Raw genomic sequence first — 22,358 nt, 5'->3', positions numbered from 1 at the left:
ATGTCTTTAATTCACTTCACACAAAGATACGTTTTTATACGGAAAATGCAATCTATTTTATCAAATAGACGCATTTCCATACAAACTAATACACCCAATTAAACAAATTCCATCAATATTTCACTACAATATCCCCCATTGCATATTGGGTGTATCCCCCAACCACAATTCAAGTACACCACCTTGTTCCAACACCATATGAGGAAGTTGATAAGAATTATATTCTTTACCATTCAACCGAGCACGCTGTATATAACAATTCTTTGAAGAATTATTGTATGTCTTGATTTTGAAAGTTCTCCCCTTGTAATATGCAGTATCCAGTTGTATAGTCACTTCGTCAAAAACAGGACTAGTAATATCATACATCGGATTTTGCCGGGAACCTCCGTCAAGACTGAATAATCCCACTGCCATCAATACTCCTATGCCTCCCATCTGTCCCTGATCTTCATCGTGACCACCATAACCCTTATCCGGAGTAACAGCTCCGTAAGCTTGTTCCTTCACCCTACGCACCCAATATTGCGTCATCCACGGCTTTCCGGCATGGGAAAAAACATGGGCATTAGAACATCCCGGCTGGTTGGCATAACTGACGGTTCCACTTCCATAGCCATATACAAAATCCATAGGGGCCGATTGCTCAAAAGCATCATTCAGTAAAGAACATAAGCTGTCATTCCCTCCCATCAACTCTGCCAGTCGAGGAATGTCATGCGAAAGGCCGAAAGTGGCCTGCCATGCATTAGCTTCTATATATCCGACACCGCTCGTCAAGTCAGTATGTAACCAACTGCCGTCTTTGCGCCGCGGCAAGATTAATTTTTTTTCATTGTTAAAAGAAGCCGGCCATCCTGATGAACGTTTACGATAATAAGTATAATCTTTCTTCATTCCCATACGAGCAGCCATTTCGCTCAAAGCCCAATCTTCGAATGCCCATTGTATAGTCAGCCCCGCATTGTCCGGACAATAACCATATTGAACATAAAAGTCCAATTCTTTATTCATGTCCAACGCTAACATACCACCTTTAGCATGATTCTTTTTCATCGCTTTATAACCGGCTTTAGGCGACCATTTATGAATAATATTCCTCTGATATGCACTTGTGATAAGCGATGTGGCAGGACATCCGCTCATGATGTAAGAATATCCGCCGGCACAAGGACCGCGAGGCAACAAATCGCCATTCAAATCATATTCGATCAGGGAAGCTGCAAAATCATCCAATACAGATGGATAAGCGATCCCCCAAAGTGTATTCAGATTCCATTGAGTCAACCAAAAAGCGTCAGAATTATACATATGATGTACCGATTGTCCGTTCTTATCTTTCCGGAGCTGCTTCACAATCATTCGTGCCTGTAAAGTATGTGCTCCCTGACGCACACCTTGTGTATAATCCGGATATTCGCCGTTAAAGTCATCTATTTTGTGACGCCCTAAAAGCGTATGCCACAAATCTGTATAAAACTTCCTTTTCTGTACATCAGTTCCTCCTTTTACATCTATCCTACCTAACCATTCATTCCATTCCGTCTGTGATTCCCGACATATACGATCGAAATTCCAATGATTACAGCTTTGCTTCAGATTCTCTTTCGCATTATTTACACTGACATAAGAAATAGCCATTTTAATCTGCAACCTATCTCCTGCCTCCATTTTATATTTGGCAGAAACACCTGATGTAGACGCATCATAATAAGACCACCCTGCAGCTTGCGGTTTGCTGTCGGTAGTACCTTGTATTTCATACACATCATGCTTATAATCAGCTCCGGCCCATCCGTCCAACACATTAAATGGTCGGTCAAATTCAGCAACAAAAAATATCCTGACCACATCAGGACCTCCCCATAACCGCCCCATCGTATCAAAAGAACCGCTGATTTCATTTGGGCCGCTACGTTTTACCTGTGCATTGACCATAGTAGATGTCCCTACATATCCACCTAAATTAAGTAAGATTTCCGCTTCACAATCCTTAGTATATGTCAGCCTGTAAAAGCTAGCATAATCTGTTGCTGTTTGTTCTACCCATGTATCATATTTTTCCAGATAAAGACGATGATATCCCGGCTGAACGATCTCCCCTTCATGGCTAAACGGCGATTTCCAATGCTGCTCTCCCAATGTCGGGTCAACCTGTCCGGTTGTTGGCATGAGAGTAAGTCCCGACAACATCCAACAATGCACTTGCGGAAATCCCAATACTTCTGTGGAATTATAATTATATCCCCCACCATATTGATTTTTATTACGTGTTAAAGGTGCAGCCCCGATCATGCCAAAGGGTTGGTTACCTGTGATAAAGAAAAAATACCGTCCGCGAGCCGATTCAATGTAAGGATCCACCCAAGAAACATAGTCCTTATAATCTTCAGGAGACGGATAAACTTCTATTTCAGACAAACCAAGATGTTCTCCGTCTCCATCGGTCACTTCAAAACGAAGCCAACGAGTTTTCCGTGCCGGAAATGTTACAACTTTAGGCCTGCCGTCATTAGCGATTTCCCAAACATTAATACGACTACCATCACTGAAGTGAAGAATGCCGCTTGCTGTATGTGTTTTCTCATCCGCTCGATCATACAATACCACCTTATCAATACATACCTCTTGTTCCCAATCCAATTGAATCCAAGGATAGTCTATTGCCCCCCAGAAAGTTTCTGTACTTTTAGAAGCCCATTCCCCCTTTCCTGCGATACGAATCAGTTGATCGGTCACATTTTCCGCTTTGTGAAATTCATCAAGTACAGAAGATGCACTTACCCGGCTTTGCGGTGCTATATTATATGGAGAAGCATACATCGCACAAACAGAGAATAATGCAATAAGAAGAGATGGTAATCGTAATATAGCCATAAATAAATATGCTTACTGATTATACATTAATAAATCTTTCACTATTATTTCCCCTGTCTGATACATGATTCCCGGAGCTGTCAGGCCGCAACAATCATGCATCAGAGACAGAAGAAACCCTCTATTCAATTTAAACTTCAAACAATATCTGATGTAACGAAATTACTTTCGTTCGCAATATACACCAAATTCGGCAATTGAAGTAGTCCCATTCGATTTCTGCACTTTCATACGGACCGCATCTCCCCATACAGTGTCAAAACGGTGAATTTTCACACGTTGAGAAGTAGGAGCCTTACCTTCAAACAATGTTTTCCAAGTATTACCCGTACGATATTCAAGACTATATTCCTGCAAACGGTCATTATTACGATCAGTAATAACAATCATATTGAAAGGCTTCTCACGCTCAAACGTAACCGAATACCAAGGAGCATCTACAGCTTGATTACAATTCCAGCAAGAACCAAAATCATCATCATTAGCAAAATCCATGATAGCATAATCATTACTCCATGTACCTTCTGCCGGTTGATATTTAGCTATATTGGAAGAAATAATGGGACTATCCGCTTGAGGAACATCGGCAATATGTCCATCATTCTTCCAGAGTTTTCCAATCTCCTTCAATGCTTTCAGAGCATTAGCATCTATTAACCCATCTCTGTTGGGAGCCACGTTCAGGATAAAGTTACAATAAGCTTTTCCCATCGGAATAATATTATCATTTACCATTTGTGCAGGAGATTTCACCGGAGTTGTCGGGAAGCTTTCTTTCCAGAACCAATTCTGTTGCAACGGCAAACAAGACAATGCAGGCAAGCGGTTTGTATCTTTTGAGATATGCTGTCCGGCTCCTTGTTCATATGACTTGATATCAGTATAGAACAGAGCTTCAGTAGGATATTTTGCAGCATTCAAGTCCATCACCAGACAATTAGGTTGAATAGACTTAATCAAACGATAAATATCTTCAAAAGGAACATCATCGTAAGAGATGCGTGACCAAGGAGCATCCCAACCATCAATAATCACTGCTTTGATTTCACCGTAGTTTGTCAAAAGCTCGCGAAGCTGCTCTTTAATCATCTCAATATGCTTCGGCGTGATACATTTTGGACGCAAACGAGCATGCGTGTCAAGAATAGAATAGTAAAGCATCACTCCAAGCCCTTCGGCACGGAACGCATCTGCATATTCTTTCACTACATCGCGTTTGAAAGGACTGCTCATTACACTGTAATCAGTAGTTTTTGTATCCCAGATACAGAAACCACTATGGTGCTTAGTAGTCAAACAGCCATAAGTCATATTAGCTGATTTTGCAGCTTTTGCCCATTGTTTGCAATCCATTTTTTTAGGGTTGAAAAGCTCAGGAGAAGCATCCGGATCCGGCCAATCTTCATTGAAGAAAGTAGGCATGTTAAAGTGAATGAACATACCACAACGAAGATCTACAAACTCCTGTTGTAATTGGTGTAGTGATTTGGTTTGAGCATTGGTATGCAGTGCTGCAACCATACACAAATAGATAAGTACGAAAAGTTTTTTCATGACTCTCATTGTTTTTTGTAGTTATACATTAATAATTTGTTATCGGTTATTTAGCTATTTAAAAAAAATCCGGGCGTATCTCCCATTATCAGTTCGAGCGTTCCGCCCGCTACAATATCTTTAAAATCAATGTAACATTTATTATACTCCTTACCGTTCAAACGGGCACGCTGTATGTAGCAGTTCGTCTTCGAATTGTTGCGGGTCCGGACAACAAACTCTTTTCCTTTGAAGTAAGTACTATCGAGCCGGATACGCACTTCGTCGAACACGGGACTAGTGATTTCGTAGCGCGTTGTCGCCGGACAAGAGGGATGTATGCCTGTTGCTGCCAATACATACCACGCCGACATCTGTCCCACATCCTCATTGCCCACCATTCCTTCTACCGAGTTGCGGTAGGCATTCTCACAGATGTGACGTGTCCATTTCTGCGTCAACCAAGGAACATTTAAGCGGTTGAACAGGAAAGGTACGAGATGCACCGGTTCGTTGGCATGATTATAGTAATCATTCCAGCGAATACTCTCGGGAGTCTTGTCGAAAAACGCAGTCAGCTCTGCCAATGCCTTCTCCTTGCCGCCCATGAGCTGCACCATGCCATCAACGTCATGCGGAACAAACCAGCCCTGCTGATACAAGTTAGACTCTTCGCAGCCGAAACTGTAGGCTGTGCGCGCATCGTCACGCCAAGGGGCGTATGCACCGTCTTCCTGACGCGGGTAAAACCATCCCACTTCCGGATTGAACGTATTGCGATAATTCTGCCCCCGTTTTTCGTAAAATGCCGCATCTGCCTCATATCCCAAAGCCTTTGCCAACTGCGAAAGACACCAGTCAAAGTAAGCATACTCCAGCGTTTTCGACACGCTCATCACCGAGTATCCTCGCTCACCATTGCCGAAACGTTCGGCGGTGTTGCAGGCATAACGGTAGGCCTTTTCCACATCGTATTGACAGATACCTTTCAGATAGGCATCCGTCAATACAGATATCGCCGGATTGCCAATCATACAACCGCTATAAGCATTCAGAAACTCCCAACGGTCGTAATATTCATGTCCACTCTCTTCGGCCAATGACACCAACGAGTTGATTTCATCGTTCACCATGCGCGGGTTGATAATAGTCTGAAGAGGGAATTGGCTACGGAATACATCCCAACCGCTGAATATTGTACGTTTGGCAAAGCTTTTACTGCGATGTATCTTTCCATCTCCTCCCGTATAACGTCCATCTACATCAGCTATAATACGAGGATCAATCATGGTATGATAGAGGGACGTATAGAATATTGTCTTTTCATCTTCACTTCCCCCTTTCACTTCCATTCGCGAAAGCTGACGGTCCCAACTTGCCACAGCTTCTTTGCGCACTTGATTAAAGTCCTTTTGGGCTATTTCACTGCGGTAATTGCGTTCCGCACCGTCCATATCAACAAACGAAATACCTACCTTCATCGTCACTTCCTCGCCTGCCTGTGTAATAAACTCCGTAAAGAAGCCGATGTGCTTGCCTTCCATCTCACGCCCGCCTTTGGTAACGACAGCTTTCGACACTTGTGTCAGATAAGGCACGCTCACCACATCGCCGTTTCTGCGGCTCCATCCATCGGGGATGTCAGCACTCCAAAAACCGTAGTCCCGCAGCGGTTTGCTGAACACGACATAAAAGTAAACGGTGTAGTTAGCTTGTCCCCAGCCATTACCCCAACCACCTCCTTCGGGTGTACACTTCATCCATCCGCAGATGGTGTGTTCATCTTTTACCAGTACATATTGAGCCACAGAAGTACCACCCACACGCCGCGCCAAATCTATCTGTATGCGCGACTGATTATGTTCAGGATAAGTGAACCGAAGCATACCGCAATGCGGAGCGGCTGTAGTTTCCACTTTAATATTATAGTCGGTCAAAGCCACGCTGTAGTATCCAGCCGAAGCCTTTTCCGTCACTTTATCGTAAGCAGAGCGATACCCCTGTATGGAGCCGTCTTCGCGACCGGCAATGACCTGAAACCTACCAGTAGTAGGCATGGTCAGCAAATTGCCCAAGTCACCATACCAACCCACTCCGCTCATTTGCGTAAAGGCAAACCCCTCTATCGTTCGATGTTCGTCGCTATAACCCGGTGCGTGGTCGCCTCCAGTTATCGTCTGTGGACTTACCTGAACCACCCCAAAAGGGGTGGTTGCTCCCGGAAAAGTCTTTCCCAATCCATGATAACTTCCGGCCAATTCCATACTGGTACTTGCTCCGATGAACGGATTGACATAGCGAGACAAATGTTTATCGGCTGCCATTCCTACACCATTCCCGCAGAGGGCGGTAAAAACAATAAGACAAAGTATGTATTTCGTTGTTCTCACAATCTAAAAAGTAGGTTTTATTATTCTTCCTTTCTCTGCATCTTCATCCACATACCGCCGTTCTCGGTAGCACCTGTATCCGGACACAACAAGTAAATGTAGAATTTATTATCACCAGCTACATTCAAGCGGTCGTAACGAATCACAAACAGTCCTTTCTCATTGAACCAAGTATCCAACAAGGGTTTGGTGTATGCATTCATATCTTTTACTTGATTGGGGTTCATCGCTCCACCACCGCAAGTTTCACCTTCACCCGACAAATTGGTGAAATGTATCCAATCCTTATCAACATTATTCATTCGGATATTAGCTCCCGGCTCGCTACTTCTAAAAGCAAGGTTCGCAAACCACCACGACCAAATAACCAACGGACGCTGCGTGCAATCCGCATTTTTCCATCCATAGTCATATTTCATTAGGTTGATGTCCGCTATAGTGCCGCCATCTGTGAAAGAACCTTTCGTGCATTCCCAGATTTCATCACAGGCAGCACCCTTATTCTGCTCCTTACAGAATGAAAATTCTTTGCCTGCCGTCACATAATCAAAATCAGTTACAGCATCCTTGTTGGAAATGAATGTCACACCGGACATTCCTTCAACAGCCACCGTTTCGCCACTACAATCTATGGCTTTGAACGCATAAGTGTTTCCATCCAATGCCTTGATTCCTTCCACCGGAGTTTCCAATTTAAATACTTTTCCCTCTTTTACCAGCATTGATTCGTAATATTGTGTATGCCCGTTCACATCATTTCCACTCTTATTTTCAAGCGTAACAATCTTTACAGAAATATCTGAAACACCAGCCAATGCTAAACTATAATAGCCAATCAGATTGCCGGAAGCATCACAAATCACTTGATTATCCAATAGGTTCTTGGCAAATAATTCTGTAAACTCCGCTTTAGGTGCCACTTTAGTCTCTATATAACTTTTCGCCACCGTATGCAACTCCATCTTTCTGCCGGTAGCCACACCGACCAATATCAGTTTAGTGCTTTCCTCTGCTCTAGTAGCGTCTACTGCCGGAACTTCAGTGATCATAAATTTCGTATCCACATATTCCGAACTTAAGTTTTGAAAATGAACATTACATTTATCAATGGTCAACTCTACCGCTTTACCACTTGTTGCAAAAGTAGTCTTCACTTCTATTGCTTGTTCCAAGAAATCGGAATCAAGAATTACCGTTCCATCCTTGCTAAACTGAAAGAAGAATTCACGTCCCTCACATTCAGTTATCCAACAACCCTCTGACGCATTATAAAGTACTTCTTTCACATCCGATGACTTCAACCGATCACTCTCGCCATATCCTACGTCACTCAAATCAATTGTATTACATCCCCATAAGAGGAACATACACAACACACCGTATATATATGATAATTTATTCATGTTTATGTTTATTGATGATTGTTCAAGAATTTCTTTACTTCAGCTACATATTCATTCCATAAGTCTTCCATAGACATGTCAGGATAGCTTTCTTTCAGGATATATTTCACTGCATACTCCAAACTCCAGTCGTTAGTCAGTGCATCCATTTTTACAGTCCACGGCAACATGCGCACAAAGTCACCGTTATAAATCCGCAACCAGCTCATGAAAGCACCAGAGGTGTTATAATCAATCTGCCAAACATAAACCTTGTTATCCTGTGGATCTTTATACGGTTTTTCAATCGCAGCTTTATATTCATTAATCTGACCTTCCGTGGCAAGTCCGAAGAATCCGCCGTTGGAGATTTTCACTGCATCCGGCCATCCTTCCTGATATCCCTGTTTGTCGCAGTCTTCCCCCTTCTTCTCATAATGTCCTTTGTGGGGCATCCATTCTACGCAATGACCCATTTCGTGCATCACTACTGCCTGCATATCGGGCAATAACCACCAGGCATCACTTCCCATATTGCTTTCTGATGCCGGGTAAACAATACCACGTCCTTCGTTGTGGTTCGGATAATCGAAGGCATAAGCACCTCCAGTCTGTTCTTTCTTAATCATGAAAGTCAAATTTTCGTAAGGGTCACAAGCAATGTTGTGAGGCTCGAACGACATGGTAGCACAGTCCATATAATACCATTTACGGAACTCTTCCTGCGTTGCGTCTGCGCCACTATATCTGTTGTACAGCCATTCTACTGTACGTAAATCCGAGTTACTTTCAAAATGTATTTTCAGCGGATTGCTCTGACGCTCTCGAAACTCTTTCCAAGCCATATAGTCCATGTTCAGCGTCATCTCTGCATTGGCAAGGTGTTCACTCAAGCTTGTCCAGTCGCTGTATTGTTTGTTTCCTGCTTCGTCTACGTAAATAGAGCGGAAACGGCAATCACGTGCACCATGTTTGGTAGTAACCACTACTGTACGGAAACGACTCAAGTTCAGCGTAGCATTCGGCAGTCCGTTGTCTCTCTTCACAGTCAGGTTACCGAAATCGCCTATGTTGGAAATCATCACGCGTTTCACTTTCGTTTCAGTGAGCAAGGAAGCAAACTCTACTTCGGCTCCCACATACTCGTTTTTCTTCTCCCACGCATCGTTGCCACCGTCCCAAGTGATGTAAAGTTCGTTCAGATAAGCATCATACTTTGCCTCGGAAATCGGAGCAGGTGCATAACCTACTACCGTAGCTCCATTTTTCGGGCTTTCCCAGCTTCCTTTATAAATGTCGGGAATCTGATATCCGTCTTCCTCGCCATAGCAGCCGCTCACGACCAACGACACCAAAAGACCCAATGCCATATTTTTCCAATATTTTGTATTCATTACTTCTTAAAAATGTGTTTAACAATAAAATTTACCAACCTAAGTTCTGTACCAATTCGGGAATACGACGGATGTCATCATAAGGAATCGGCATGAAGTATTGTTTCTTTGAGAAGTTAGCACGGTTTTCGAGCAAGGTACGTGCAAAGAAGTCTGGATAATCCTTATCCATATTCATACCGTACACATTGCCACCCTCGCCACCTTTGTGATATTCGGGGTAAATCCAGTGATCGGGATCATTGTTGCCTTCGGCCACTTTCCAACGGCGAACGTCGAAAAAGCGGTTCCACTCGAACACCAATTCCACAATACGTTCGCGACGGATACGATTGAGCAAGTCATTCTTTGTCTTCGGACAAAACACTTTTCCGCCCTCATTAGTGAATGAGTATTCGGGGATACCGGCACGCTCACGAATCTGGTTCAGTTGCAATAGTGCGCCTTCCAAGTCGTCACACATACAGAGTGTTTCAGCATATCCTAAAATCATATCAGCCACACGAAGCGTGGGAGAGAACATTTTAGAACCGTCATCTTCCGTAGCTTTTGCTCCTTTACGGATTAGATAGCCAGAGTCAGGACAGTCACCGGAAGCTTTCGATTTACCGCAGGTTCCGCGTGCACCATTTGTAAAGTCGGTACGATGTTCTTCGTTTTGACTACCATAGTTCAGCCAGATAGAACCGTTGTAAGTGACATTTACATAGAAACGTGCCTCACGGTCTTTCCACTGTTTCAATACATAAGAATTGTCTGCATCGAAATATTTCAATTCAGTATCATTCTCGTCATAATACTGTCCGGAAGTAAAGTTACCAGCAGAAGGTACTCCTTCGAACTTGTTATAAGAGGGATCACGGTCTATTGTCAGTCCATTCTTCGTAAAGAACATATCCACTGTTTCTTGTGTAGTATAATAGCCTCCACCACCGCTCACACTAGTGTCTTCGAAACCGGAGAACTTAGGACAGGTCCAATAAGTGTAGTCCCATTGGTCGCGTAATTTGACCATAATCAGTTCGTTGAAGATGACATCATAGTTCTTCGTGTAGAAAGCAGCAATAGCACGACAGGACTTGTAGGGGTCGAGCTTACCATCCGTATATACTTTTGTCAGCCCATAATTCTGCGAAGTAGCAAAGCTAAAGAACTCTTTATAAGCTTCGTTGGCTTTATTCCACTTAGTGAGGTCTTCCGTTTGTGGGAAAAGCTGTTTGCCATCTAAGTTTTTGACAGATGCCATATCTGTGTTTCCATTAAACAGCGGGCTTGCCCAATAGAGATATAACTTAGCTTTCAAAGCCTTGCAGATCCCTACGTCCATACGTCCCAAATTGTTCTTGGAAACTCTGTTCGGCAAGTCGCCTGAATCAATAGCCTTTTGCAATTCGTTAGCGATAAACTCTACACATTCGTCTACCGAGTTGCGCACCTTAATCAGTTCTTCCTTTGAAGCATCCAAAGGTATCGGATCTTCGCCAATCAAAGGTATGGGACCGTAAATGCGAAACAACTCGAAGTAATAGTAAGCACGTAGCACACGCGCCTCTTCTTTCCAACGTCCACGTACGGAAGCACCTACTTCCTGGCATTTGTCTACGTTCTGAATGAAGGTACTTGCTTTGGCTATAGCTTGATAGTAGTCTGTGAAGTAGCGGTTAGCCTGGCTATACGAAGCAGTTGCCCCCCCCCGTTGTCCATTCCGCATACGTCTTGTTCCAACGGTTGGCTCCTTCCAATGATGCTTCGGTGAAGATAGTTCCGTTCATGTTTGCGTCCACATGGAGCACATCACCCACCTCACGGATATAGCTGTATACATTATTCAGATATTGCTCTGTGCGTTGTTTCGAAGCAAACGTCTCTTCCAATCCAAACTGCTTGCCCGGAATAGACTCAAAGAAATCGCTGCATGACGACATCCCCAAGCAAATCAAAGCTGCTGCAACATATTTTCTTATTTCTGTTTTCATACTTTTCTTTTTAGACTTGGTTAAAAATTAAACTTAAGACCTATTGAATAGCTCGATACGTTAGGATAAGCCGTACCGTTAGATGTATTCAATTCCGGATCCCACAATTTGAACTTAGAGAACGTGAGCAGATTGGTTCCCATCAGATAGATCTGTGCGTTCTTAATCAGTAGCGGATCTGTCCACTTCTTAGGCAATGTATATGAAATGTTTACTTGTTTCAAACGCAAGAAACTGACATCTTTCACCCACCATGAACTTGGCTTCACGTTATTGTTGTTGCCGTCGCTACCGACTGACAAACGAGGATAGAACACGTCTTGATTGGTAGGATTGTCTGCTCTCCAACGATCGGTGATGTTAGCAAATACGTTGTCGCGTCCTTCATCGTCCCAGAACGGTTTTATAGAAATGCCGTCCAAATAGCGGTCAGCTTGTGCATTTCCCTGGAACAAAGCGCTGATAGAGAAGTTTCCAACTTGCAGATCTGCTCCGAATCCATAATAAATTCTCGGTACATCTCCACGACCAATTACCGTTTTATCGTAATCGTCAATCACACCATCGTCATTCAAGTCACGATATTTAACATCACCCACGTGAAGCGTACCGAACTGGGTAGCGTGGTCATCAATCTCATCCTGGCTAGTAAACAGTCCGTCAGCAATGTATCCCCAAATAGCGTTCACGTTTGTCCCACGGGTTTCCATCCATGGATAGTCTACAGGCGGCTGATCGTTTTCTATAATTTTATCTTTGTTGAAAGTCATATTACCACGCACGGTAAGGAAGGTGTTTTTACCAATCTTCTGCGTATAGTCCATCGCAATTTCAACACCCTTATTCTCTACAACACCCAAGTTGGCGTAAGGATTCTCAATCCATCCGGCATAGCTTGGCACAGTACTTCTCTGTAAGAATATATTATCTCTACGTTCTTTAAAGAAGTCAATTACAAATGAAAGGTTGTCGTTTAGTAATTTCAGATCGATACCCAAATCCTGCTTACATGATTTAGACCAAGTGACATTCACACCATACTTTTCTTCGCCATAACCGCTAGCACCATTATGCGAGGTACCAAACCAAGTGCCACGTAAACCTCCAAATACACCTTGATACATAAAACGACGTCCTGTAGCTGTATCACTACCTACCCAACCATGTGTATAACGGAATTTCAAGAATGATATATATTTGCGTAACGATTCCCAAAATGGCTCATTAGAAACTGCCCACCCCAAACCGAATGCGGGAAAAGTACCGTAGCGATTACCAGGAGTGAAGTTTTCCGAACCATTAATACCTAAATTGAATTCTGCAAAGTAACGGTCATTCCAAGAATAAGTAGCACGTCCGGCAAAACCACGCTGCTTGTAAGCCATACCGCCAATGACATCGGAAGCATTTAAATCCCAGTATATTTTCTGGTTGTAAAGCAACAAAGCACTTACACGATGTGCACCGAAATCGCGTTCATAATTTAAAGAAGCCTCCGTATAAACGGTGCGGTTGCTCGAATGAGTAGGAGTGTCAAGCGTCAAGATTCCGTCTGCTTCACCCAATACATCGTACAAATATTCCCCTGTTTCTTCATCAAATAAGGTATCTTCAATCCAAAGCCCATTTTCGTCTGTAGCTCCTTTAAACTTATACATTGGTTCGCTACGGTTGTAGTTTCTGCGGCGGGAATTATAGGTATCGAATGCTATCATTGCAGAAGCAGAAAGTCCTTTGCTCCATTTCCAGAAGTCCAAATCCTGTTTTACACGTACATTTGAGTTCAACTGAGTGCTGAATTCATCATAATAACCTCCACGAGCCAACTTACCATAAGGATTGAATTTCTGTTGCGTATTGATGCCCGGAATCATTCCATTGGGCAATACCATCGGATAAATAACCGGATTGACATCCATACAAGAGGCATATAAGGATGCAGCGCTGCTTTGTGGATAGTGTCCTTGTCCCAAATAGCCGAAAAATCCTAAGTCAATAGCCGTCTTTGTTGTAGGCTTCAAATTTAAGTTTGAAGTAAAGTTGTATCGTTCATACTTCATTGACGTATTATAATTCTCCAGCTTGAAGTTACGTGTCATACCGTTTTCGCCATAATAGCTCAATGAAGCATAATAGCTTGCCTTCGGTGCACCACCACGAATATTAATGTTGGCACGGCGATTGTGGCCCCAATCGTTAAACAATTCGTTTGCCCAATCTACGGCCGGATACAGATACGGATTATACAAACGAGGATTATCATTCGGTAGCAAGCCGTTCGATTTTTTTCGTAGCATCGATATACGCTTGAGAATAAGCAATGGTATTATTCTTATTCATTTGCGCTTCGTTGCGTGCTTCCATGTAAGTATAAGCATCGGCCATATCCACCTTTTTAGTCATGCGGGTGAGGCTTTCATAATAATCCACGCTAAATGTCGGTTTACTGATGCGTCCGGGTTTTGTCTTTACAATTACCACACCATTAGCACCACGCACACCATACACGGCAGTAGCAGAAGCATCTTTCAACACAGTAAATGATTCAATATCTTCCGGATCAATATTATTGAAGCTACGCTCCACACCGTCCACAAGTACCAACGGACTAGAACTTTGCCCATTTTTAACCAATGTAGAAATACCACGAATCCAAATATCCGACTCGTCATGTCCCGGTTCACCACTACGTTGCACAGCAACTACACCGGCAATACGTCCGGAAATAGCTGAAGATAATTTGGCAGCAGGCATTTTGATAGCTGAAGCGTCTAATGAAGACTGTGCGCCAACAACAGATACCTTACGCTGATTACCGTAACCTACCACTACCACCTCATCCAGCGACGATACATCTTCTACCAAAACAATATCCACCACTTTCTGTTTGCCAACTTTAACCTCCTGTGGTTTATATCCTATATAAGAGATAACCAAAATAGGATTTCCTGTTGACAATTTTAAAGTGTACTGACCATTCGTGTCGGTAATGGTACCGTTCGTCGTCCCTTTTTCCTGTACACTAACTCCAATGAGCATTTCTCCTTTTTCATCCGAAATACGTCCTGTGACCGAACTGCCCTGCGCCTGCATTGTTACACTATACGTGAACAACAATAGCAGCAACCACAAAGACCTGATGCGATGTTTTTTCATTTCAAACAAATTCATACTACTTGTTTTAAATTAATAATAAGGTTATCAAATGCAATAATTGCATGGCGGCAAAATAACAGGATTTAAAAAGAAATGAAATACTCCTGCACGCCAAATACTAAAGAAAGGAAAAAATGTCCGTTTGAAGTACATTATGTCATTCAGAGTACTAAACAAAACACTAATAATCAACGAAGTGCACAATTAATTCAGAAAAAGAGAGTACAGCCCCTAGTATCAAAAAAAACAGCATAGTTCAGCACAGGATATGCTATTACACACACCAATATGTTCAATTGCAGATATTAGTATGTTTAAACAATATCAAATTTGTTCCTCTTTATTCAGATAAGTCTCCCTGTAAACCTTCGGAGTCACACCAAACTTACGCGTAAACTCTTTATAGAAATAAGCGCGGCTGGAAATACCGACATCAGAAATAACATCCTGTATAGACAAATCTCTATTCTGCAATAAACGGGCAGCTTTTTCCATCCGGTAATCTTTAATCAAATCACTTGGAGTCATTCCGGATATTTCCTTTAATTTCCGGCAGAACTGACGGGAACTCATCAACATCTGTTCCGCGATAAAGGTAGAACCCAAATCCTCCCGATCCAAATTCCGCTCAACCACCTGCAAAAACTTCCGGACGAAATCCGCCTGCTCGGTAGTAGTGCATACAATGGAGTTCGTCCAGCCTTCCAACTCTTCCAGATACACTTGCTTAGCTTCCCGCTTACCGTAGATCACCTTCTGAATAGTCTCTTTTAAGAACGGTATGTCATAAGGAAGAACCAGATAAGAGTCTGCCCACTGGATCAACTCCCGCTGCATTGCCGTACTAACCTTCCAAGTCAACATTGGAATAAAGGCAGTCTTTGAAAGCAGCGAACGATTCTTGGCTACGTATTTCATAAACGTGCTTTCAGCATCCGTATACATCTGCATATCTACCAAAAATAAAGCAGGAGCCGAAGTATGCATCTCATCAAACGCCAGCTGTACGCTTCGCACCGGACGAACGTCATATTCATCAGAGAGCAGGGCACTGATAAGCCATACAATCTCTTCACGGTCTTCCAGCAACAAAACAGTTTTCTTCGTCTCATCCTGCGGGGCGATAGTAACCGGTTCGAAAGTGATTGCCAGCCGGCGCCCACCCGATATTTCCTCCGTCACACAACAAAGTGTACAGTTCTGCTGTCTCAACGCTGAAAACACAAAACGTTGCATCGTCCGGATGCGGAACCGGTCGTCCGAATCTTTCCCTTTCACCGGCAATGATTCCTGCTCGGTCAATATCTTATGCAGTCCCTCCACCGTATCATCCGAAGAAAAGAAAGTCAGCGTCATCCTGTTTTCTTCCTCTTTCATACTAACCGACACTTCACAGGTGTTCCTGTCCAATAGGTAGAGACCGCTGAAATAAAGGATGCAGCGCAACGCATTCTTATAAACAGGGAAAGTGAAATCCGCCGGAATATCCAAATGGATAGAGGAAATATCACGACCTTCCTTTTCAAGTACCCGGAGCACTTCTTCCGCCAACTGTGAAAGAGGCGGTCGCCCCGTAACAAAGAATTGCAGGGACGACAACAACCGGAAACACTCGTCGCCAATACCGCACCCGAAGAGCAAAGCCATGACGGCCTCACGGATCTGCCCGACTTTATCAGCATACTGATCCAACGAAAGCGTCTTGTCATTCAGTTGGTCACAGGCTTGGTAAATGAGCGTACAGTTATCAAGTACCTCGCGTTCTTTGTAACCGTCTACCACCAGTGAAGCGTTACGGCGTTCGGTTTCCAGCAGTTCCTGCATCATACGTTCATGACGGAAATATTTGTGGAATAAATGAATGACATATACCGCCAGCATAAGTCCGATCAACAGATAGATGATATACGCATAAACCGTCCGATACCAGGGAGGAAGAATATATACAGGAATAGTGAACGTCTTGTATTCCGTAGCAAATACATCTTTCTTATAACGGACTTTAAAAAGATAATTGCCCGAAGGCACACTAAAATAAGAGGCCTCGTTGACACTACTGAATGCCCCCCAATCCTGATCATACCCTTCGAGCATATAAGAGTATTCCACATCTCCGTCACTTGTATAATCCGGCACGACAAAAGAAAGAGAAAAAGACACCTTCGCCCCTTTCATCTGCAACCCTTTCCTGTCCGGCAAATAGTGGTCCTGTAAGTTAACGAATGTTTTCTCAATCACCAACTTACGCAATAAAACCTCCGGGTAATATTCTGGAGCGGAAGGTACATTCTTGTTCATATAGAGCAGCCCGTCGATTCCTCCGAAAAAAAGATTTCCAGTGTAAGGACAGCGATAATAGGCATCGTCGCTAAATTCTCCGATTTGTATGCCGCCACTATAATAATAAGCGTGCGAAAAGAAATTGTCCGGATTGAATTTGATAAGACCGCGGTTCGTCCCCAGCCAGAGAAGTCCGTTGGCATCTTCCAAAATACTGTGTATCATATCGTTGAGCAATCCTTGCTTACGCCCGATATGGACGGTTTCCAACCTGTTCTCCTTGAAAGTGACACGCACCAAACCGGCAGTAGTGCCTACCCACAACTCTCCACGACGCCAATGCAAACACAGTACATCATCCACGGATTTGTGCAACATCTCGCTCAAAGAGAAGACCTGATATTCTTCCGTCTTCCGGTTGAAACGCACCAATCCCCTCTGCTGACTGCCCAGCCACAACAAGGAATCTCCTTGGGGCACCATACTATAATAGAGATTAAGCTCCTGTTGCTCATAGTAGAATTTATAATGTTTCAATGACTTTATCCGGAGCGGTCCATGCCCGCTGTCGAGCACCACCTTACAAAGCCCTTCACCCGAAGTGGCAAGATAGAGTACACTGTCATTCTCTTCGACGATGGAATGTACTTCATTACCGCCCTCTACCGGAACTCCGGAATCAGTTCCCACCAAAGGATGAAGTTGTCCGTTATCGAATGAATAATAGCACAAGCCCGGAGAAGCGGCTCCCACCCAGAATCCGTTTCTATAACTGCTCTCCCGCATAGCATAGATTCGCAACTCCCGTTCCGGTCTCACGTAAGATACCGCAGGCTGTTTCCCATTCAGCGAATAGACCTCCACATCGGATGCCCGCACTCCGTCACGATAATTTTTCACATGAAGCAGGCCGTTTCCCTTGGTTCCTACCCAAAGGCCACCCTGTTTATCCGTCATGATTGCCCTTACCTGCCGAGTCAAATTGGGAGAGAAGCTGCTCAACATCAGATTGGTAGCAATAGCGTATTTCCGCGAATACATCACCGCTCCCTGCCCGTCGGTTCCCACCCACAAAACTCCTTGCCGGGGATCATTATAGATGCCGAAAATCCGCATATTCCGGTCAATCACTTCTTCCGCATATCGCTGGGAAAGACGCAAACGCATCAGTCCATTGGTATGAAAAGCTAAAATGATGTCTTCATAGAAAGGCACAATGCCGGTGATAAGCCCATACTTCCGAACCAACTCACCAATATTCCGGATATAAATCTTAGACTTTCTTGAAATATCGTACACGAAAAGATCGTAGTCGGAGTCATAAAAGCAAAATACGCCATTCTGGTAGCATACATATTCTATCCGCTTCTGATGAAAATGGGAAGGAATGGTGGTAAGCCGGGTGGACAGAGTATCCTGATCAAAAGCATTCAACGAAAAGCGATACAGGTCACCGCTTTCATAGGGGAAAAGATACAAATCGCCTTCATCAGTGACAAACGCCCTAACATCGACTTTCAGCATATGGATGTCCGGCATCGGAATGTTAACAAAACGATGGTGAAACGTATTATAATAAGAAATCCATCCGTAGCCCAACACCCAGGTATTCCCTTTCTGATTGGAATGAATGACAAAGTCTCCTCCGAAATCGTAATTGCTAATAATCTGTCGGGAGTCTTTTGAAAAACGGTTGGCTCCCGAATGCGTGGTCATCCACAGGCAACTGCTATCCGCCTGTTGAATAGAGTGCACAATATTGTTGTTCAATGTTTTCTGCTCGGAAAAGTCGGAGCGGAATACTTCCATATTTTCTCCGTCATAACAATTCGCACCGTCATACGTTCCAAACCACATCAATCCTTCGTTATCTTGGAAAATACTTAATACGGCACTATTGGAGAGTCCTTGCTGATAATTCACGGTCCGGAAAAAATAGGTTTCATTCCCTTTATCAGCACGGACAGTCAATGAAGCAGCCAGTGTTATAAGAAATAAAATCAGGTGTGTTTTCATCGTACTTTCTTTATATTACAGATCGTTTTCCCCCTCCTTCCGGAGTAGTAATTCGATCTTATATTCCAACCGTCCGATACGACGGTCCAATTCCATAATCTTCTCATCTTTACGTTCGAACAGTTCAAGTAACTACTTGTTAAATATGCTCACTATCCATTGGCAAACTGCCTCCAAAAACATAATCTTTTGTATTTCAATGTAATCTCTAATTATACCACCGAAATAAAGGAAGCAAGCTTTCATTTATCAGATAATTCAGAGCAAATATAGTGAATTAATATAAATAATACCAAAATGAAGCAGAAAAGTAATCTACAACAGCATACTCCTTTCATTCCGCCCAAAAGGTTGGAAGCAGAAAAGTGGTAAAACAAAAAAACGGTGTCAGACCAGAAGCACTGTGTAGTGGTTCATTGACGGAGCGGCAAAAGTCTTCTTGCTTTACAAACACGGTTACCGGAAACGAGAAAGCAATTGGGAGAGCAATTTGAAAACTTGGGGGGATTTGATTCAGGACAATCACATTCTTAAAATAGATTCATTCCGGTACGAAACCAAATCAAACCGTAACCGTAAATGGAGTATATGGTTTAATACTACATAATGTCGGCTCTATATGACAATTTTGATATTTTATTAATGGACAACTGTAGTCGGCTACTTGGTCAAGTACAGTTGGCTACTTAGACGACTATAGTTGACTAGATAGTCAACTATAGTCGGCCAATATCTATGTTGACTATTTCAATCCATTATTCAAGCATATTGGTCTTCTTATGTCCTTCCATATGAAGGAAACACCTAAGCTTTTGTTTTAACTAAGGCTCCTTTCCCAAGAGGTAGGGAACGCAGTGTGAAGGATGTGAAGAATTAAAAAGAGAACCTTAAATCACAGCAAACATCTGTCACACTACAACTTACGAGTCTGTGATACTTGTGAAGGTCAAAAGCGTTTTTTTAAAAGGATCAAACTACCGCAATTTTGATTCATAACCAAAACGAACCGTTTTGAGGATAGTTGTTCTGAAACATATCCCCTCAAAATTAAACAGAGCCAGCAATTGCCTGTCAAATAGATAAACAGAATAAACAAAGGGAGAGCTTGATAGTGAAGCTCTCCCTTTATTATTTTTCCGATGATGTTAATGAATCGTTATTTCTTGGCTAATTCATTAATCACATCCATTATCTTCTGACCGATTTCTTCGGCTGCCTCCATTGTAGAAGCCTCGCTATATACGCGGATGATCGGTTCTGTATTACTCTTACGCAAATGTACCCATTTGTCGGCAAAGTCAATCTTCACACCGTCGATATCGTTGATTTCTTCGTTCTTATAGATTTCCTTTACTTTTGCAAGGATAGCATCTACATCGATTTCCGGAGTCAGATCGACACGGTTCTTAGCTATGAAGTAAGGAGGATAAGTGGCACGAAGCTCGCTAACTTTCTTTCCTTCATGAGCCAGATGGCTAAGGAATAAAGCAATACCTACCAATGCATCACGGCCATAATGGCTGGCAGGATAGATTACTCCACCATTTCCTTCACCACCGATAACGGCATTGGTTGCTTTCATCTTCGTTACAACGTTTACTTCGCCTACAGCAGAAGCACTGTATTCCATACCATATTTACGGGTTACATCACGCAGGGCACGGGTAGAACTCAAATTAGAAACTGTATTCCCCGGAGTATGTTTCAGTACATAATCAGCCACAGTAACCAGTGTATATTCCTCACCGTACATTACACCATTTTCGCAGATCATTGCCAAACGGTCAACGTCTGGGTCTACAACGAATGCTATATCTGCTTTGCCCCCTTTCATCAGGTTCATGATGTCGCCGAGGTTCTTTTCAAGCGGTTCTGGGTTGTGTTGGAAGTTTCCGGTAGGTTCACAGTAGAGTTTTTCTACATGTTTCACCCCCAAACGTTCAAGAAGTTCAGGGAGAATGATACCGCCTACAGAGTTCACACAGTCAATCGCTACCCGGAAGTTGGCTTTCTTGATAGCTTCTACATCTACCAGGTCGAGAGCCAATACACTGTCGATATGTTTCTGATTATAAGTCAGGTCTTTGCGGTAAGATCCCAGATGGTCAACATCGGCATAGTCAAATTCTTCAGCTTCAGCAATACGAAGTACTTCGTTGCCTTCGGCTGCATTCAGAAATTCACCATGTTCATTCAGCAATTTCAGTGCGTTCCACTGTTTCGGGTTATGAGAAGCTGTCAGGATAATACCACCACAAGCGCCTTCCATTGTTACAGCAAGTTCTGTGGTCGGGGTAGAAGCAAGATCAATGTCTACTACATCCCAGCCCATTCCCATCAATGTGCCGACTACTACGTTTTTTACCATCTCACCCGAAATGCGGGCATCGCGTCCAACAACAATCTTGTTGCTCTTCGCTTTGCAGGTCTTACGAATCAAAGTAGCATAAGCCGAGGTGAATTTTACAATGTCAAGCGGGTTCAGTCCTTCCCCCGCTCCTCCGCCGATAGTTCCGCGGATTCCAGAGATAGATTTGATTAGAGTCATAAGTTCTCTACTTAAAGATTTGATTTATCTAAATGTTAGTGCTTTAGCTTTTTGCTTTCTCAAACTTCCAAATATCATAAAAATATGGATTGACATATTGCTGTGCAAGTGTATGTCCCATCTTAGAAGGTACAATCAGGCGTACATGTGCATTATTACGCAAATAAGGTAAGGCAATCAACCATCCGGATGGAATCGCAGTTCCATAACCTTGATTAACCCATAATAAATCGTAGTCCAAACTACCAGATAAAACGATTCCATAAACAGTAGATGCGTTTTGTACATAACGGAATGTTAATGGAAACTTATAATAATCAGGAACATCCATCCATTCTTCTAAAGGTACATTGAAACAAGTAACTTCTCCTGTCATCATATCCTTTTCCACATAACGAGCACAAATGATGTTATTGTTAGCAAAAGTATCTACCTCATTAATAACTTCAACTCCATCCTTATCCTCTTTTCCTCCACGATCTACGATCTGCATATATACGCCATTGGAGAAAGCAACATATTCGTCATATCCATTCCCTGCTTCTTTAGAAGCTGTAATAGTATCCCGTTCAAACTCTTCCAATGAAATGACACGGATATCATTATCTTTGATGAACTTATTCACCGCATTTTTCTCGTCTTCCAGCATTTCTGCATAAGTCTTCGAATTGTCGCATGCCTGAAACAGACTTCCGGCGGTTAACAAAGAGAGAAATAAAAATACAAGTTTCTTCATTATCTGTTATTTAGCTATATTCTGCACAAATGTATCTCAAAATCATTAAAAGTTGAAAGAGGGAAGTTGA

Annotated in this window: 10 protein-coding genes and 1 pseudogene; all 11 read right to left on the bottom strand. The window is 42.9% G+C overall.

Annotation, left to right across the window (positions count from 1 at the left end; genetic code table 11):
- Nucleotides 1-123: 123 nt before the first annotated feature.
- Nucleotides 124-2,877: a GH92 family glycosyl hydrolase gene (locus tag NXV01_RS08790; RefSeq protein ID WP_259022202.1), complete on the bottom strand. Its 2,754-nt coding sequence runs from the start codon at nt 2,875-2,877 to the stop codon at nt 124-126.
- Nucleotides 2,878-3,039: 162 nt separating this feature from the next.
- Nucleotides 3,040-4,431 (bottom strand): alpha-L-fucosidase, encoded by a 1,392-nt coding sequence (locus NXV01_RS08785; protein WP_195648595.1) that lies wholly within the window; start codon nt 4,429-4,431, stop codon nt 3,040-3,042.
- A 50-nt stretch (nt 4,432-4,481) separates the two neighbouring features.
- Nucleotides 4,482-6,800 (bottom strand): GH92 family glycosyl hydrolase, encoded by a 2,319-nt coding sequence (locus tag NXV01_RS08780; protein WP_259022201.1) that lies wholly within the window; start codon nt 6,798-6,800, stop codon nt 4,482-4,484.
- 20 nt (nt 6,801-6,820) lie between these two features.
- Nucleotides 6,821-8,203 (bottom strand): hypothetical protein, encoded by a 1,383-nt coding sequence (locus NXV01_RS08775; protein WP_148366493.1) that lies wholly within the window; start codon nt 8,201-8,203, stop codon nt 6,821-6,823.
- A gap of 8 nt (nt 8,204-8,211) precedes the next feature.
- Nucleotides 8,212-9,576: a hypothetical protein gene (locus NXV01_RS08770; protein ID WP_258979468.1), complete on the bottom strand. Its 1,365-nt coding sequence runs from the start codon at nt 9,574-9,576 to the stop codon at nt 8,212-8,214.
- A gap of 31 nt (nt 9,577-9,607) precedes the next feature.
- A complete protein-coding gene (locus NXV01_RS08765) occupies nt 9,608-11,287 on the bottom strand; it encodes a RagB/SusD family nutrient uptake outer membrane protein (protein WP_259022200.1) in 1,680 nt (559 codons plus the stop codon).
- Nucleotides 11,247-11,552 carry a hypothetical protein gene (locus tag NXV01_RS08760; RefSeq protein WP_259022199.1) on the bottom strand — a complete coding sequence of 102 codons (306 nt, stop codon included), beginning with the start codon at nt 11,550-11,552 and terminating at the stop codon, nt 11,247-11,249. The genes NXV01_RS08765 and NXV01_RS08760 overlap by 41 nt, the downstream gene beginning before the upstream one ends.
- A gap of 20 nt (nt 11,553-11,572) precedes the next feature.
- Nucleotides 11,573-14,723, bottom strand: a pseudogene (locus NXV01_RS08755) (SusC/RagA family TonB-linked outer membrane protein).
- 309 nt (nt 14,724-15,032) lie between these two features.
- The gene (locus NXV01_RS08745) at nt 15,033-19,004 is read right to left on the bottom strand and encodes a two-component regulator propeller domain-containing protein (protein WP_195648598.1); all 3,972 of its coding nucleotides are present in this window, start codon (nt 19,002-19,004) and stop codon (nt 15,033-15,035) included.
- A 1,156-nt stretch (nt 19,005-20,160) separates the two neighbouring features.
- Nucleotides 20,161-21,552, bottom strand: coding sequence for a phosphoglucosamine mutase (gene glmM / locus NXV01_RS08740; RefSeq protein WP_259022196.1), 1,392 nt, complete (start codon nt 21,550-21,552; stop codon nt 20,161-20,163).
- A gap of 43 nt (nt 21,553-21,595) precedes the next feature.
- Nucleotides 21,596-22,288, bottom strand: coding sequence for a DUF4827 domain-containing protein (locus NXV01_RS08735; RefSeq protein ID WP_148366498.1), 693 nt, complete (start codon nt 22,286-22,288; stop codon nt 21,596-21,598).
- Nucleotides 22,289-22,358: the final 70 nt, after the last annotated feature.

It is taken from the genome of Bacteroides sp. BFG-606, from assembly GCF_024788145.1.
GTDB classification, from domain to species: domain Bacteria; phylum Bacteroidota; class Bacteroidia; order Bacteroidales; family Bacteroidaceae; genus Bacteroides; species Bacteroides vicugnae.
Note: the sequence above shows the minus strand (reverse complement) of the source record. Positions and strands in the feature narration are given on the sequence as shown.